Genomic DNA, 15,810 nt, shown 5'->3' with positions numbered 1-15,810 from the left:
AAAGCGCCAGATTTTAACAAGAAAACAAACGGCTAAGCCAGAGATCAAGCTATTTAGCCTAACCGACCATCAAGGTGCCCAGTACACGCAGATCGGCACATTCTGCCCGAACAGGGCGGCAACCGGGGCAGCGCGATCAGCATACAGTGCCCGCTCCAGCACATGCCGCTTCTCTTCACCGCAGATTTGCAGCACCAACTCGCTGCAATTGAGCAAGCGCGGCAGTGTCAAACTTAAGCGCGGGTAGGGACTCGCGGCGGTTTCCAGCGCCATACACGGCAGTGCAGAAGCCATATCCAAAGCCGCATCGAGCTGCGGGCTGTCGGGAAACAATGAGGCGCAGTGTCCGTCACTGCCCATGCCCAATACGACGCGATCAAAGCTTGGCATGGCGCCTAAGGTTAGGCTCGCAAGGGCAGCGTCTTGTTCGGCTGACTCAGTGTGCGGCGACTTAAGTGGTACGAAGTGCGCCGCAGCCGCCCGGCCGCGAAACAGCCGCTCTCTCAACAACCGTTCATTACTATCGCGGTTATCGCTATCGACCCAGCGCTCATCGGAGAGCGTCACGGTCACTTTCGACCAATCCACAGCCTCATCGGCCAGCAGTTCCAGCAGACGCTCGGGTGTTTTGCCGCCGGGCAGGACGAGGCTTGCCGCCCCGCTCACGCGAATACCCGCCGTCAGCGCCGAACACAGGTCGTCAGACAATGCCGCGGCCTGAGACTCACGGCAGCTGAAGCTCAACAGCCTTGCCCCTACTTGATTGAGGCGCCGCTCTAACAGGTGCTCATTCATGCCAGCTCCGTCCATCTCTCTCGATCAGCAGTTCCGCCTTGGCTGGCCCCCACGACCCGGCATGGTAGTGCGATACCGGCATGGCCTGGCTCTGCCACGCCTGGATCAGAGCATCACACCACTGCCAAGCCTCCTCAACCTCTTCGCGGCCGACAAAAAGCGAAGGATCGCCATTAATGACATCCAAAAACAGCCGCTCGTAGGCATCGGGGATACGGTTCATGCCCGACGATCCAAGGAAATCCAAGTTCAAATTTTGGCGAGCCAGAGCCATTTTATTTTTGAGGCTATGCATCTTGGATACCATCTGCATCTCAATCCCCTCATTCGGCTGTAAGCGGATCACCAGTCGATTGGGGATATTTTCGCCAGTGAAAAAGATATTGTGCGGCAGGCTTTTGTAGGTAATCACGATCTCCGTCAATTTTTCCGGCATCCGTTTACCCGTGCGCAGATAAAATGGCACCCCGGCCCATCGCCAGTTATCGATATGCGCTTTAATTGCGACAAAGGTTTCGGTATCGCTTTCCGCCCCGTCACTATCGGCTTCCTCCATGTAGGCTGGCACCGCCTCTCCGCGGTACCAGCCCTGAGCATACTGGCCGCGCACCGCATGCGCGCCGACGCTGGCGGCATCGATGCGGCGCAATGCACGCATAATTTTGACCTTTTCGTCGCGGATGCTCTCCGCCGTCATGGCATTTGGCGGCTCCATCGCCACTAAACAGAGCAATTGCATCAAATGGTTTTGCACCATATCGCGCAGCTGCCCGACACCGTCGTAATAGGACCAACGCCCCTCTATGCCGACGGTTTCCGCCACCGTGATCTGGATATGATCGATACAGCTTTGATCCCATTGGGCATTGATAAAACGGTTCGCAAAGCGCAGCACCAACAGGTTCTGCACCGTTTCTTTGCCGAGGTAATGATCAATGCGATAGATATTCTCTTCACTGAAAAACTGCGCAACCGTCTCATTGACGGCCTGGCAACTGGCGAGGTCCTGGCCAACGGGCTTTTCAAGTACCAGACGGCTTTGCGGGTCGATAAGCGCATTGGCGCCAAGCTTCTCGCATATCGGGCCAAATAAGCTGGGTGGCGTTGCCAGATAAAATATGGCGCGCCGCCCCGGCGACAAGTGCGCCGCCAACTGCGGGTATTCCTCGCACTTGCCGAAGTCGATACAACAGTATTCCAAGCGCTGACAAAACCGCGCCCACTGCTCAGCGGCAGGGTCACCCTCACTAGCGCGGTCCACACGATGTTTGATCGCCTTCAGAAATTGCTGCCGATCCTGGTGGCGCCTCGCTAAACCGATAATGCGCATATCAGTAGGCAACAGATCCGCGCAGTGCAGCTGAAAGAGTGCTGGATAGAGCTTACGCCCTGAGAGGTCGCCAGCGGCACCGAATATCAGCAAGTCGCAATCATTACTCACCATTCACCCCCATCGATGCCCGCAAGGTCTGTGCGCGCTTGGCTGCCACGGTCGCTCGCTCGCGAATGGCCGGCCAGTTTTCCTCTGCCTGAAGCGCTGGCGGCGCGATCCACGACCCTCCCATACAAACCACAGATGGCAGGGCCAGGTAATCCGCCATATTGTCCAGGCTGACACCACCCGTCGGACAAAAACGCATCATTGGCAGCGGCCCGGCAAGCGCCTGCAAAACCCTTGCTCCGCCCATCGCCTCGGCGGGGAAAAACTTCACAAGATCTACCCCCTGCTCCAGGCAACGTATCGCTTCCGTCGCGGTGGCGACCCCAGGCATATAAGGCAAGTCGCTGTCGGCACAGCTAGCTATCAACGCCTTGGTCGCACCGGGCGTGACAAGAAACTCACTCCCCGCTGCACGCGCCCGCTTTACATCGTGCGCGTTCAACAGCGTTCCGGCACCAACGCACACGCCGTCGACCCGCTGCCGAATAACATCTATGGCTTCCAGTGCCGCTGATGTTCGCAGCGTCACTTCCAGTACCGGCAAGCCGCCATCACGCAAGGCGATAGCTAACGGTTCTGCGTATTCAGGGCGGGCCACGCTCAATACCGGAATAATCGGCGCGCGACTGACAATCTGCATCATCGTGTTACTCATGGCTGCGCCCTCTCTTCGCCTGTAAATAGCACCGACGCTCCCATTTCCGCGTTGGTCACCTGCTGACGCACACCGGCAAACATTTCTCGGCCGACCCCGTCCGTCGCCACCGTAGATGCCAGCGGCGTACGCGAGGCCCACTCGTGCTCGTCGACCAAGCAATTCAATTCGCCTGCGTCGGCGTCGATGACAATCTCATCGCCATCGCGCAGCCGCGCAATCGCTCCACCGGCTGCCGCTTCAGGTGAAAGGTGAATCGCAGCAGGCACCTTGCCCGAGGCGCCGGACATCCTGCCGTCGGTGAGCAAGGCTACGCGGTGACCGCGGTCCTGCAAAACGCCAAGCAACGGGGTGAGTTTGTGCAATTCAGGCATACCATTGGAGCGTGGCCCCTGATAAGGCAGCACTACCACACAGTCTTTGTCCAGCTCCCCGGCACGAAAGCGGCTTTGCAGCTCATCCTGGCTTTGAATAACCAGCGCGGGCGCGCGAATCTTGCGTCGTGAAGATGGCACTGCTGACACTTTGATTAACGCGCGCCCGAGATTACCTGTTACCAGCCTGAGCCCACCCTCGGCATCGAATGGCGAACTCATCGACGCAATAACGTTGGTGTCCAGGCTTTTTTCGGCAGCCTGCCGCCAGCGTAGCTCGCCCTGCTCTAGGTAGGGCTCGCACACATAGTCACTCAGCGTTTCCGCCCACATCGTTCTGGCATCGCCGTGCAATAAACCCGCATTTAACAGCTCAGAGAACAGCAGCCCGCTGCCTCCCGCGGCGTGAAAATGATTGATATCCGCCTCACCATTGGGGTAGGCGCGCACCAACAACGGGACAAGCCGCGACAGCGCATCCAAGTCGTCCCAATTCACTATCACGCCGGCAGCTCGTGCTATCGCCGGTATATGTATGCCGTGATTGGTCGATCCACCAGAGGCGAGTAAAACCACCATCGCATTGACTATCGAGCGCTCGTCAATCACCTCGGCCAGCGGGCGGCATCGCGGGCCGGCGCGGCTTATTTTACAGATATGCTCGGCGGCCTCGCCGGTAAGCGCTTCGCGCAGCGCCGACCCCGGGTTGACGAAAGACCCGCCCGGCAATTGCAGCCCCAGTGCCTCAAGTATTAGCTGGTTACTATTGGCCGTACCGTAAAAGGTGCAGGTTCCGGCGCTGTGATAAGACGCAGCCTCGGCGTCGAGCAGAGCCTCGCGATCGATTTTGCCCTCGGCAAATAACTGACGAACACGCTGCTTCTCGCTATTTGGAATACCGCTGGGCATCGGGCCAGCCGGGATAAACAGGGTCGGTAAATGGCCAAAATGTAAGGCGCCGATAAGCATACCGGGGACAATTTTGTCGCAAATACCCAGGCACAATACGGCGTCAAACATCTGATGGGAAAGCGCCACCGCCGTTGCCTGGGCGATCACATCACGACTGAACAAGCTCAGCTCCATGCCCGCCTGCCCCTGGGTCACACCGTCACACATCGCCGGCACGCCGCCGGCCACTTGGGCGGTACAACCGAGCTCTCGAACGTAGTTTTTTATGCGCTCTGGGTAATCGCGAAAGGGTTGGTGAGCCGACAACATATCGTTGTAGGCGGTGACAATACCGACATTGGCCGACTCCATCAGCCGTATGCGCGATTTGTCAGTACTGTCGCAGGCGGCAAAACCGTGGGCAAGGTTGCCACAACTGAGCTGCTGACGATCAGGCTGTTGTCCCCCTGCCCGACGCTGACGACTCAGGTACGTTGCGCGGTGGTCACGACTGCGGTGTGCAATCGCGTTGGTAATGCGCAGCAATTCCGGGTGTATGGAAACCATTGCGGCCTCTCCTGTGGCGCTGGCAAGCGCCCGGCACAGCGTATCAAAAGCCCGTTGATACGGGCCGAACAGCCAGCTGTCTATTCACTATAGATGCCATGCGAGAAGCATACCAGCCCCAATATTCGGGCCTGCAGGAGAGCAGCAATACGTATGGCCCCGGCGGGCTTAGGTCAATACACCTTCGGCTCTCAACGCCGCCAATTGCGCCTGATCATAACCGGCCTCGGCCAGCACCTCGTCGGTGTGCTGCCCGTGGCGCGGCGCTGGCTGGGGGACCTCGGGGCGGGAGCGGCTAAACTTCGGCGCAGGCCCCGGCTGAACATGGCCGCCGACCTCGACAAAGCTTTCCCTGGCTTTATTGTGGGGATGCAGTGGGGCCTCGCGCATCGATAATACCGGTGCGACGCAGGCATCTGTGCCCTCCAATAGTTCACACCAGGCATCACGCGTGCGCGTCTTGAACACCGCCGCCAGTTTTTCCTTCAGCTCCGGCCAGCGGGCCACATCAAACTGACCGCCAAAGGTATCCTCGTCCAGGCCGACCTTTTCTTTGAATAGTTGATAGAACTGCGGCTCGATCGGCCCCACCGACAGATATTTACCGTCTTGGGTTTCATACACCTCATAGAAATGCGCCCCGGTGTCCAGCACATTCACGCCGCGCTCGTCCTGCCAATTGAAGGCCTCGGTATTCAAATAGCTGTACATCATGTGCATCAGCGCCGCGGAGCCCTCAACCATCGACACATCCACCACCTGGCCAGCGCCGCTGCGCTGTGCTTCGAGCATTGCCGACACCACGCCAAAAGCCAAAAACATACCGCCACCACCGAAGTCACCTACAAGGTTTAAGGGGGGGACCGGTTTGTCACCCGCGCGACCAATCCCGTGTAGGGCGCCGGATAAAGAGATGTAATTGATATCGTGGCCAGCTGCCTGAGAGAGAGGCCCCGTCTGCCCCCAGCCCGTCATGCGGCCGTAGACCAGCTTGGGGTTGCGAGCCATACAATCCTCAGGGCCGATACCCAAGCGCTCGGCGACACCGGGGCGGAAGCCTTCAATTAAGGCATCGGCCGTTTCACATAAATTCAGCAGGGCCTCAACCGCCCGCGGATCTTTCAGGTTCAAGGCGATCGATTTTTTGCCCCGCTCGCTAATGCTGTTTTGAGGCTGGGCGCCTTCAGCCAATGAACGTCGCGTAACCGAGATAACTTCAGCCCCCATGTCAGCAAACATCATCCCCGCGAAGGGGGCAGGCCCTAAACCTTCTATCTCGATAATACGCAGCCCGTGAAGCGGTCCCATTGTTATCCCTCTTAGTATGTGAAACACGTGACGAGCCGCCAATAAAAAGGCGGCTAAAGCCGCCCATTATTGCCCCATTTACGCTGCCCTGCCAACACATCATGCGACGAGCATACGGTGCACACTGTCGATAGTTGCCTTTGCTGTAGCGGCCTCGCCACCGTCTCTCTCGGGAGAGGACGAACAGCCAAAACGCTGAGAAATGGTATCTAATGCATTGTGCAGCGCCGCGCCAAGCAACAAGTAGGCAATGGCGCGAGCATTAACTTGTCGGGCAATACGCCCATCCTCCTGCAGACGCTGCAGGCGCCGACACAGCGCATAGTGGACAAGGAAAAGATTATCGGTGGGTGCACCGCCGTTGTTATCGCGATGACTTCCCGTCCAAAACGAGGCCGTCAGCGGCGCGCCGGTAATATAAAATCGCTCAGCATGGTGATAAACAAGCTCCAGCCACTGACGCAGATCTTCGGTAGATCCATGCTCAACACAGTCTTTTGCTTCCACCAGCTCCGGTAGACGTTCATTGATCAGCGCCCGCAACATCCCGGCTTTATCACCAAAATTATTGAATACGCTGGCTTCTGTGGTACCCGCTTTTGCAGCAACGCCGCGCGTGGTCAGCGCCCCCGCCCCCTCATCGCGCAGTAGCATATAGGCCGCATCCAGCAGCCTTTCTCTTACTCTAGGTCTAGCCACCTTTAATCACTCCATTGATATAGGCTGGCGTTATTACACCCGAGCCATCGCGCAATGTACAAGTCGCTGCGCTAATATCTGGCTGAAATTTCAATAAAAATGCAGGAAACCGCCAATATGAGTATTACCGCGCCCGTTTCATCTCACACGGATGGAGATATTTGCCACATCCGCATACGGCGACCCGCCCATCGCAATGCGGTAGATGGCCCCACTGCCAGAGCCCTGGCCTTGGCAATGCGCAATTTCGACAATGACCCAGAGAGCAAAGTGGCAATTCTCAGCGGCGAAGGCAGCCACTTTTGTGCCGGGGCAGACCTTAAAGCCTTCTCCAGTGAGGACCCTGAGCGCTACAATCCATTAGAGGACGATGGTGACGGCCCCATGGGCCCCAGTCGCATGCAGCTACAAAAACCCGTAATCGCCGCTATTGATGGCTATTGCGTAGCGGGTGGCCTGGAGCTGGCCCTGTGGTGTGATCTGAGAGTCGCCAGCGAGGACGCTATATTCGGGGTGTTCTGCCGACGATTCGGCGTGCCGCTCATTGACGGCGGCACCGTTAGACTGCCACGACTGATTGGCCACAGCCGCGCAATGGACATGATTTTAACCGGACGGCCTGTCGATGCTAATGAGGCGCTGACCTTCGGCTTGGCCAACCGGGTTGTCCCAAAAAATCAGCTGTTAGACAGTGCCAAGGCACTGGCGCTACAAATTACTCAAGCTCCCCAGCAATGCCTGCGCAACGACCGTCGCAGCGCTTTTGAGCAGTGGAGCATGGCCGAAACTGAGGCGCTGAAAAATGAATTTGCACTGGGAAAAGCCAGCTTAGCGGCCGGCGAAGCACTTAGCGGTGCAAAGGCTTTTAGTCAGGGCGCGGGCCGCCACGGTCAGTCACGAGAGTGAGCTCGGCAAGGCGGACTCTGGCAGCGGTACTAAAGCATCACCCACGGCAATGCGACCGCCACGCAGCACACGCAGGCAAAGGCCTCCGTAGCCGAGCATGGCCACTACAGCGCCGTCTCCCAAGGCCTGCTCCATGCGTGAGCAGGGCTGGCAAAGGGCATTGGCTTGGAATATTGCCTCACCAATTTGAAAATACTGATACCGCAAAGCATTGAGATTGATACCTGAGACAACCAGGTTGCGGCGCAGCAGGGCCGGATCGACACTGTCTCTGCCCAAATGCGCAGCGATACTACGTATAAATTCTCGGCTGATTAGTGACACCTGGCGACCGGAACCGGCGCGGCCACGCAAACGGCGGTCGCCCTGTAAGCCCATACCCTCAATAGCCTGACACTGTTCCACGACGACCATCGGTGCCTTGCGCTCGGGGCGCACGCCAATCCACTCCAAGCGCCCCTGCGGAAGGTCGGCCAAGTATCGAGATAACAACCGCCCCTGCGCGTTCATGTTTTATTCCTCGGCCAATTACTTTCCCGACGAAACGGCAGAATAAGCAGCGCGAGCAACTGCCCCGCCCGCTGCTGCGCGCCGGGCAGGCCCAAACGCACCGCCGTATCCCCCTCCCGGGCTTGAGCCCGAAAACTCCCAAACAACCAGTCCCACCAGGGCACGCTAAAACCGAAATTACTGTTGGTTTCCTCAACGCGCTGAGAATGGTGAATACGGTGCAGCGTGGGCGTTATCAACACGCGGCGCAGGCTGTGTTCCAACTTGTTGGGTAGGGCGATATTGCTGTGGTTGAACATAGAGCAGGCATTTAGCACCACCTCAAAGATCAGCACAGCCAAGGCCGGTGCCCCAAGCGCCACAATGAAAACGCTTTTTACCACCATGGAAAGTAGCAGCTCGATGGGGTGAAACCGCAGCCCTGTTGTTACATCCAAGGCCGTGTCGGTGTGGTGAACGCTGTGCAGCCGCCACAGCCAGGGTAGGCGGTGAAACACGCGATGCTGCCAGTATATTGCGCAGTCCAGCACCACAACGGCAATGACAATTTCAAGCAGCGCTGGCCACTCTCTCTGGTTCAACAGTCCCCAGGACTGCTGTTGCGCCCAGAGGGCAACCCCGGTGGCCGCCAAGGGAAAGACAACGCGCAGGGCGACACTGCCTATGGCCAATAAGCCCAGGTTCGCCAACCAGCGGCGGCGAGAGGCCCTGCGAAAGGGCTGCCACACTTCCAGCAGTGCCAGCGCGACAAACAGGCTAGAAAACACCCCCAAGCGCAGCACGCCCTCCCATTCAGCCACTGACACGTTCCCTATACCTGCGCAGCGGCGGGCAGCATTCAATAAACGTCGCGGGCTGTGCTGAAATGTCCGACGCTTCGTCCAGGTCGGGCAGCGGCGTGTGCTCCTGCCAACGCAAGCCGGCATCAGCCAAGCGGCGACGTGTTTGCGCAAGAACCTTGTCCGTACTCCACGCCACGTCTTCAAAGACGGCTGTGCATTCACTGGCCAAGGCCAATAGCACATAGCCGCCATCAGTGGCGGGAATCACCGCCGCATCCACGTCTTGCAGCGCACACTCGGCCCAGCGCAAATGCTCGGCGGTTAGCGACGGGCAATCTGTGCCAATCAAAATCACCCCGCTTGCCTCGCGAACGCCACGCGACGCCGCCCGCGCCATCCGCTGCCCCAGATCCCCTTCGCCTTGCTCGACACGAGAAAAAGCCGTTAAACCGCGAAACGCTTGCCAGCAAGCCGCATCAGGCCCCGGGCTCAACTGGTACTCCACGGCCATTGTCGATGGCAGCTGTGAGCATAGCTGCGCATTCCAGGCCAATAGCGACTCCGCCACCTCTGCCGCGGCCTTCTCCCCCAGGGCGGGGGCCAGGCGTGTTTTGGCACGACCGGGTAAGGGCGCTTTGGCGAAAACTTTGACTGCTGTGACTGGCACCCCTCCCTCCTTAGCCTTAACCGTAGTAGCGGCGCGCAATATCGTCGGCCGAACGACCCATAAAATAGGCAATTCGCAGTCGCCACATCAGCAGAATTGTCGTCCACACGCCCTTTTCATCCCAGCGTCGCCCAGAGGTAATTACCGGCTGGGATAAACAGTGCGGTCGACCCGTTCGCTTCAGTCGTCGACTGATTTCGATATCCTCCATCAGCGGTTGCTCCGGAAAACCCGACACGGCCGCAAATACCTCCCGGTGAACAAAAATGCCCATATCACCGGTCACAATACCGGTAATGCGTGAACGCCAGTTCATCATGTTTGCAACCACCTTTAGCATTGACGAGCGCCCGTGTATTCGCACATCAAATCGCCCCCAGCCGGGCGGCCGCTCCTCGCAGTGACGTCGCAACGCCGTCAGCGCCTCTGTGCTGAGTAGCGTATCGATATGCAAAAATAACAGCCATGCTCCGCTCGCCTGTGCGGCCCCGGTATTCATCTGTCGAGCGCGGCCGGCATCACTGGCAATGACGCGCAAGCCCTGCGCTTGCAAATACTCGACAGAGCCGTCGCAACTGCCCCCATCGACAAACAGCCACTCTACGATGCCGTGGCTTTGCTGCAAACGCAAAATGTTGGGTAGCACAGCAGGCAATAGCGACCGCTCATTGAGCAGGGGAACGATGATCGACAGTAACGGCGGACCTTGGCTGCTAGACTCAGTCACGCTTATTCAGCGCCCAATCATAGTCGCTATAGCGAATGCGCAAGGCGCCGCTGCGCAACTGCCGTTGCTGCGCGCTGGTTAAACCGAGCACGTTGGCATAATGGGCAAGAAAATCTGACAGCGAATGTAAGCCTCGCCAGCCCTTGGCGAAATCCTCCTCGTACCAATCAAATATTGGCGATACCCGTAACGCCCCCTTGCTTAGGCCGTTGCGCTGCCGATCTGATAAAAATCGCTGGGTCGCGGCTTCCAGCTGACGCTCCAGTTCATCGCCTCGATAAGGCTCTCTGGCCAGCGCGGGACAGCCGATGCTGGCGCAATTTACCGCGAAATGAATACGAGGCTCGGCATAATTTTCTCGAATCATTTCGTGTTCCAGCTCATCGAGACTACGACGCTTGCCTAGCAACTCAAAGAACGCCAGCTTCCAGGGCGAGCGAAACCAGCCACCAATCTCTCGAATGGAATCGATGCCGGGGTAATGGCGCAAAATTAACTCCACTGTCCAAGCGTTATAGGCATTGATCAAAAAAGCCAACTGCCGCGCATCAGACCAGCGGTCAAATTCCACTGGCGACACCGCAGATAACGTTTCGAGGTAACGTGCAAGCACGGCACGGTCTTTGGCAAAGCTGCTGTAATCGACCGTTGTAGCGTAGCCACCCTCAGCTAAATACACATGCTTGGACAACAGGCTCTGCCAGAGCGCGTGCTGATCGTCAGCCCGTGAAAATTGCGCAACAATCGCCAATACCGCAAACGCCAGCGTCCGCCACCAAACTGACTTCGCCACTCGATTACCCCCCTCTCTGCCAGCGGAAGAAACGCGCCAAGAGCCGCAATATTCGCTCCGGCTGATGGGCTTTGCGCCACTCACCTGCAAGGTATTTATTGCCCTCTGCCCAGGTTGGGTAGGGGTGGATCGTCGCCAATATTTTCCCCAAACCGAGCTTGTGTTTCATCGCCAGCACAAACTCCGCCAGCAAATCACCGCCCTGACTCCCAACAATGCACACGCCCAGGATGCGGTCACTGTTCACTGGGGTAAGAACTTTGATAAAGCCCTGCGCGTTGCCGTCGCAAATGGCTCGATCTAAATCGTCCAGCCCGTAGCGCGTGACCTCGTAGTCGATACCCTGCTCTTTGGCTTCCTGCTCATTCAAGCCCACACGCGCCACTTCCGGGTCGACATAGGTCACCCAAGGTATCACTGAATAATCTACGGCAAATTTCTTAAATTGCCCAAACAGGGCATTAACGCTGGCATACCACGCTTGATGCGCCGCAACATGGGTAAACTGATACGGCCCGGCAACGTCACCTGCGGCATAGATATTGGGCATCAAGGTCTGCAAGTACTCATTGGTATCCACCGTCCTGTCGGTGGCGATCCCCAAGTCTTCCAAGCCAAACCCGGTCAACCTGGCACTGCGGCCTACCGCGCAGATCAACAGGTCGTAGGCGACTGCCGATTCGCCCTCAGCGTCTTCGTGTTGGACAATCAAACACTTTTCCTCATCGCGCATTTCACAGCGCACGGCCCGGGTATTACACAGCACATCAACCCCGTCGCGGCGCAGTTGCTCGGTAACAAAATTTGCAACATCCTCATCCTCTTTCAGCAGCAGCCGCGGCAGCATCTCGACCTGGCTCACGACGCTGCCCAACCGAGCAAAACACTGGCTTAGCTCGCAGCCAATAGGCCCGCCGCCAAGAACGACGACTCGCTCGGGCAGCCGCTCACAGCGCTCCAAGTGATCCCATAGCGTATCGCTGGTAACAAACCCGAGTTCGGCCATGCCCGGCAGCGGCGGCACAGTCGGCGATGCTCCCGCCGCGATGACAATTGAGCGCGTCGTTAAGCGGCGTCTGCCTCCATCACTGTGACTAATTTCCACCGTCCAGGGATCGACAATCCTGGCGTGGCCCTGAATCACATCAACCCCCAGCTCGGTGTAGCGCTCCACACTGTCGTGGGGGGCAATTGCTGCAATCACGTCACGGACGCGGGCGATCAAACGCGGGAGGTTTAACGCTGGTTTGTGTTCCTCAAATCCATATTCCTCGGCACGCCGGGCGGTAGCCGCCACCTTGGCCGACTTTATAAGTGCCTTACTCGGCACACAGCCGGTGTTCAGGCAATCCCCACCCATCTCGTTTGCTTCGATGAGGCTGACCTTCGCCTTCACCGCCGACGCAATATAGGAGGTCACCAGCCCGGCTGCGCCGGCGCCAATCACCACCAGGTTTCGGTCAAAGTATTTGGGTCGCGACCACCCGCGGTACACACGCCGTGCCTTGACGAAGGCGATAGCGCGCTTAGCAATAAGCGGGAAGACCCCCAACAGGGTGAAGGACAACAACAGCGCCGGAGATAAAATGCCGGAAAGGCTTTCCAGGCTGCCCAATTGAACGCCCGCATTCACATAGACCGCAGTGCCGGGCAGCATCCCCAACTGGCTCACCCAGTAAAAGCGTCGCGCCGACATAGCCGTTAAGCCCATCAGTAGGTTGATTAGGAAAAACGGAAAAATCGGTACTAGGCGCAAGGTAAACAGATAGAAGCCACCCTCTTTACTCACCCCTTCATCAATGCGCTGAAGGCGCTGTGGAAACCGCCGCACCAGGCTATCGCGAAGCAAGTAGCGCGCGACGAGAAACGCGAGCGTCGCACCAATAGTCGAGGCGAAAGACACTAACAGCAGCCCCTGCAACAAGCCGAAAAATGCTCCGCCCGCTAGCGTCATCACCGCCGCCCCGGGCAGCGATAACGCGGTCACCAGCACATAACACAGAAAAAACGAAGCGAAAAACACCGCTGGATGGGCAGCTTGAAACGCCGTCACCTGCGTTTTAGCTTGTTTTAAGCCGTCCAGGCTCAAGTAGTCTCCTAGCCCACTACTCGAAAGGAGTATCACAGCGCCTAGCATCAGCACTATTAGCAAAATTTTCTTTTTCATGACCCACCTAATTAGATTCCCGCGAGGCATTACCTCAATGCACCTACCTATGACGCGCTAGGCGCCCTGCCGTTACACATCGGCGGAGGCCTCACCGCTCATGGCACAAATCAGAAAAACTGCGTATTATCCCCACTGCCCTAAATGGAGGGTGTGGTACCAAGCAGCGGCAAATGAGAGACGGAACCCTCAAACAATTATAATGTTGGAAAGACGCCTGCGATGATCACACAGATTCAATCCCTTTTGCTTAGGGTGATAGACCCATGGATACCTCCTGGCGTTAGCCAAGGTAGCCCCGAAAAAGCCTCATATCGTTTCTTCATCAGCATACTGTTGGGTAGTTTTGCCTATCTAATCGTGTTGATGGCCGCCACCGAAACTCTGCTTCCCCTAAAGGAAGATGGTAAGCGCTTGATCAATCAATTTTCCCTGAGCCTTAGCATTGGCATCACCACGGCATTACTAACACTGCGTATCGCTGCAAAGCGACACTTCGCCATGCACATTTTTATCGCAACGTTGTCCGGCGGGTTAATCTACGTTGTCATAATCACCGGTGGCCTGAGTTCCCCTGCGGTAGTTTGTTCAGTGGTCATTCCAGCGCTAGCGACAATGAGTCTTGGGGCTGGCGCGGGCATTCTTTGGAGCCTTTTTTCTCTTGTTATTGGCTCAGCTATGTTCATTGCCGGTGAACTGGGGTTCGAATATCGCAATATTATCGTAGGGAGCAACCAGAGTTTAGCTGAGTTCTTCTGCATCCTCACTACGCATGCCTTCATCATATTTATAGCGGTTTACTATGAGCTAAACAGCCGCAGTTTGGGCAAGCGCTTGCGCAAAGAACAAAACAAATACTTTCATTTGGCGCACCATGACAGTTTGACTGGCATCGCCAATCGCCGTCATTTTATCGAAGTGATCAACCGCGAAATATCCAACGCAGAGCGCCGTGGTCAGGGACAATTTACTATCCTCTATTTCGACCTTAACAAGTTCAAAGAAGCGAACGACAAATTCGGTCATCATTTCGGCGATGAAGTATTAATCGCCTTTGCCAATCGGCTTCGCTTGGAGATAAGAGAAGATGATTGCGTCGCCCGCCTTGGTGGCGACGAATTCGCACTGATGCTCAAGTCCCTAGGTCAGCTTAGTGTGGTTCAAAGCCGACTCCAAACGTTGGTCAGCAAACTGTCTGACCCCTTGCGGATTGGCGATGTCGAGCACCAAGTTAGCGCCAGCGTTGGCTACGCTATTTACCCCGAGCACGGCGACAACTACGAGACCCTGTTGAAGGTCGCAGACCAAAGCATGTACCGAGTGAAGCGCGGGGAGCGCGAAGTAGAGACCGCACCCTCCCCGGTATAAAGAAAACGGCTAAAGCCCAACGGACTAGCGGTTCGTTGCGCGCAACATCCACGCGGTTTTCTCGTGAATGCGCATACGGTCTCCAACTAACGCAACGGTCGACTCGTCGCCGGCCTCAGCGGCCGTGCTGAGCACCTCTCGGCAGGTTTTTACCACTTGTTCATGGCCGCGAGTCAAAATGTCGACCATGTCCTCGGCGCTGGGCACGCCATCCACTTCTTGCACCTTACTCAATGACGCAAAGGCCTTGTAGGTGCCTGGCGCGGCAACATCCAGGGTGCGAATGCGCTCCGCAATATCGTCCACAGCAGTGGCGAGCTCGGTGTAATGCTCTTCAAACATCAAATGCAGGTCGCGAAACCGCGGCCCGGTAACGTTCCAATGGAAATTGTGCGTTTGCAGGTAGAGCGTGTAGGAATCTGCCAGCAGACGGCTCAGGCCGTCGGCGATCTGCTGTCGATTTGCTTCGTTAATACCGATATCTATCTTTTGCATAATGACTCCTATTGTCGTTTTTGACTCCATCTCACGCCGTCTGCTGGACGACGTGTCTTTCCTACGCGAGATCGACCTTAGCCGATTAAATCGCTGTCAGTATCGACAGTTCTCAGCTTACGCATTCACACCCGATAGGAATATTCGTTTATATCTATAGGGGCCATTGCCAAAAACAATCGCGACTACCGCAAACGCACCTGCCGCTTTATGATGACAGCACTCTCTTTTTATCGAGCTTATTTATGCAGCGCCTGAACCTTCGACTCTCCGGACTTTTGTTGTCGCTCACACTGCTGAGCGCGTGTTCCACTCCACCCGCCCAAAGCGACGCATCTCGCGAAGGCTTCATCCACTGCGAGTCACCGCGATCAGAAATATGTACTCGCGAGTATCGGCCGGTGTGTGGCCACCTCGACAGCCACATTCAGTGCGTTACTCAGCCCTGTGCGGCGCCCACCCACAAAACCTATGGCAATGCCTGCAGCGCCTGCGCCGACGAGGCTGTCGTTGGCTATGAGTTTGGCAGTTGTGAATCGTTTGGAAAGGGACGGCAGTAGGGAGGTCTGAAAGGAAGCCTGTAAAGGCACATGTAAAGATATGTCAAAGCGCGGTTAGCCTGTGGCCAAGAATATCGCCGTCATCCCTAAACAAGGGCAAGGCCA

The 15,810-nt window shown here is 57.0% G+C and carries 15 protein-coding genes; 2 read left to right on the top strand and 13 right to left on the bottom strand.

What is annotated here, in order from left to right; translation table 11 throughout:
• Positions 1 to 69: 69 nt before the first annotated feature.
• The 6 genes from pgl to H573_RS0106365 all read right to left on the bottom strand — a co-directional run bounded on the left by pgl (position 70) and on the right by H573_RS0106365 (position 6,730).
• Positions 70 to 795: a 6-phosphogluconolactonase gene (gene pgl / locus H573_RS0106390; protein WP_051171060.1), complete on the bottom strand. Its 726-nt coding sequence runs from the start codon at positions 793 to 795 to the stop codon at positions 70 to 72.
• The gene (gene zwf, locus H573_RS0106385) at positions 788 to 2,239 is read right to left on the bottom strand and encodes a glucose-6-phosphate dehydrogenase (protein WP_027873537.1); all 1,452 of its coding nucleotides are present in this window, start codon (positions 2,237 to 2,239) and stop codon (positions 788 to 790) included. Before zwf ends, pgl begins: the two co-directional genes overlap by 8 nt.
• Positions 2,229 to 2,891, bottom strand: coding sequence for a bifunctional 4-hydroxy-2-oxoglutarate aldolase/2-dehydro-3-deoxy-phosphogluconate aldolase (locus tag H573_RS17280; RefSeq protein WP_036256047.1), 663 nt, complete (start codon positions 2,889 to 2,891; stop codon positions 2,229 to 2,231). Before H573_RS17280 ends, zwf begins: the two co-directional genes overlap by 11 nt.
• The gene (gene edd / locus H573_RS0106375; protein ID WP_036255973.1) at positions 2,888 to 4,723 is read right to left on the bottom strand and encodes a phosphogluconate dehydratase; all 1,836 of its coding nucleotides are present in this window, start codon (positions 4,721 to 4,723) and stop codon (positions 2,888 to 2,890) included. The genes H573_RS17280 and edd overlap by 4 nt, the downstream gene beginning before the upstream one ends.
• A 168-nt stretch (positions 4,724 to 4,891) precedes the next feature.
• On the bottom strand, positions 4,892 to 6,031 hold the full coding sequence (locus H573_RS0106370; RefSeq protein WP_027873535.1) for a CaiB/BaiF CoA transferase family protein: 1,140 nt from the start codon (positions 6,029 to 6,031) through the stop codon (positions 4,892 to 4,894).
• Between the two features lie 99 nt (positions 6,032 to 6,130).
• Positions 6,131 to 6,730, bottom strand: a complete 600-nt coding sequence (locus H573_RS0106365) for a TetR/AcrR family transcriptional regulator (RefSeq protein ID WP_154653851.1) — start codon at positions 6,728 to 6,730, stop codon at positions 6,131 to 6,133.
• A 117-nt stretch (positions 6,731 to 6,847) separates the two neighbouring features.
• Here H573_RS0106365 and H573_RS0106360 point away from each other — a divergent pair, with 117 nt between their 5' ends.
• Positions 6,848 to 7,636 (top strand): crotonase/enoyl-CoA hydratase family protein, encoded by a 789-nt coding sequence (locus H573_RS0106360; RefSeq protein ID WP_051171102.1) that lies wholly within the window; start codon positions 6,848 to 6,850, stop codon positions 7,634 to 7,636.
• Here H573_RS0106360 and H573_RS0106355 read toward each other — a convergent pair.
• The 6 genes from H573_RS0106355 to H573_RS0106330 are packed head-to-tail and all read right to left on the bottom strand — an operon-like array spanning position 7,625 to position 13,282.
• A complete protein-coding gene (locus H573_RS0106355) occupies positions 7,625 to 8,146 on the bottom strand; it encodes an MOSC domain-containing protein (protein WP_027873532.1) in 522 nt (173 codons plus the stop codon). The genes H573_RS0106360 and H573_RS0106355 overlap by 12 nt on opposite strands.
• On the bottom strand, positions 8,143 to 8,946 hold the full coding sequence (locus H573_RS0106350) for a sterol desaturase family protein (RefSeq protein WP_027873531.1): 804 nt from the start codon (positions 8,944 to 8,946) through the stop codon (positions 8,143 to 8,145). The genes H573_RS0106355 and H573_RS0106350 overlap by 4 nt, the downstream gene beginning before the upstream one ends.
• Positions 8,939 to 9,595 (bottom strand): TIGR04282 family arsenosugar biosynthesis glycosyltransferase, encoded by a 657-nt coding sequence (locus H573_RS19725; protein WP_051171059.1) that lies wholly within the window; start codon positions 9,593 to 9,595, stop codon positions 8,939 to 8,941. The genes H573_RS0106350 and H573_RS19725 overlap by 8 nt, the downstream gene beginning before the upstream one ends.
• Before the next feature lie 16 nt (positions 9,596 to 9,611).
• Complete coding sequence (locus H573_RS0106340; RefSeq protein WP_027873530.1) at positions 9,612 to 10,322, bottom strand: TIGR04283 family arsenosugar biosynthesis glycosyltransferase; 711 nt, start codon at positions 10,320 to 10,322, stop codon at positions 9,612 to 9,614.
• Positions 10,315 to 11,115: a DUF547 domain-containing protein gene (locus tag H573_RS0106335; protein WP_027873529.1), complete on the bottom strand. Its 801-nt coding sequence runs from the start codon at positions 11,113 to 11,115 to the stop codon at positions 10,315 to 10,317. The genes H573_RS0106340 and H573_RS0106335 overlap by 8 nt, the downstream gene beginning before the upstream one ends.
• Positions 11,116 to 11,119: 4 nt before the next feature.
• Positions 11,120 to 13,282, bottom strand: coding sequence for an FAD-dependent oxidoreductase (locus H573_RS0106330; protein WP_027873528.1), 2,163 nt, complete (start codon positions 13,280 to 13,282; stop codon positions 11,120 to 11,122).
• Between the two features lie 222 nt (positions 13,283 to 13,504).
• Here H573_RS0106330 and H573_RS18900 point away from each other — a divergent pair, with 222 nt between their 5' ends.
• Positions 13,505 to 14,650 (top strand): GGDEF domain-containing protein, encoded by a 1,146-nt coding sequence (locus tag H573_RS18900; protein ID WP_084497953.1) that lies wholly within the window; start codon positions 13,505 to 13,507, stop codon positions 14,648 to 14,650.
• 24 nt (positions 14,651 to 14,674) lie between these two features.
• Here H573_RS18900 and H573_RS0106320 read toward each other — a convergent pair whose 3' ends face one another.
• Positions 14,675 to 15,145, bottom strand: coding sequence for a Dps family protein (locus tag H573_RS0106320; RefSeq protein ID WP_027873527.1), 471 nt, complete (start codon positions 15,143 to 15,145; stop codon positions 14,675 to 14,677).
• Positions 15,146 to 15,810 lie beyond the last annotated feature (665 nt).

The sequence above is a fragment of the Neomelitea salexigens DSM 19753 genome (genome assembly GCF_000422345.1).
Lineage (GTDB): Bacteria > Pseudomonadota > Gammaproteobacteria > Pseudomonadales > Spongiibacteraceae > Spongiibacter > Spongiibacter marinus_A.
This window is presented reverse-complemented; position numbering and strand designations above follow the sequence as displayed.

Coding starts and splice junctions, on each gene's coding strand:
- pgl (WP_051171060.1), bottom strand. CDS start 795: ATGAATGAGCACCTGTTAGAGCGGCGCCTCAATCAAGTAGGGGCAAGG.
- zwf (WP_027873537.1), bottom strand. CDS start 2,239: ATGGTGAGTAATGATTGCGACTTGCTGATATTCGGTGCCGCTGGCGAC.
- H573_RS17280 (WP_036256047.1), bottom strand. CDS start 2,891: ATGAGTAACACGATGATGCAGATTGTCAGTCGCGCGCCGATTATTCCG.
- edd (WP_036255973.1), bottom strand. CDS start 4,723: ATGGTTTCCATACACCCGGAATTGCTGCGCATTACCAACGCGATTGCA.
- H573_RS0106370 (WP_027873535.1), bottom strand. CDS start 6,031: ATGGGACCGCTTCACGGGCTGCGTATTATCGAGATAGAAGGTTTAGGG.
- H573_RS0106360 (WP_051171102.1), top strand. CDS start 6,848: ATGAGTATTACCGCGCCCGTTTCATCTCACACGGATGGAGATATTTGC.
- H573_RS0106355 (WP_027873532.1), bottom strand. CDS start 8,146: ATGAACGCGCAGGGGCGGTTGTTATCTCGATACTTGGCCGACCTTCCG.
- H573_RS0106330 (WP_027873528.1), bottom strand. CDS start 13,282: ATGAAAAAGAAAATTTTGCTAATAGTGCTGATGCTAGGCGCTGTGATA.
- H573_RS18900 (WP_084497953.1), top strand. CDS start 13,505: ATGATCACACAGATTCAATCCCTTTTGCTTAGGGTGATAGACCCATGG.
- H573_RS0106320 (WP_027873527.1), bottom strand. CDS start 15,145: ATGCAAAAGATAGATATCGGTATTAACGAAGCAAATCGACAGCAGATC.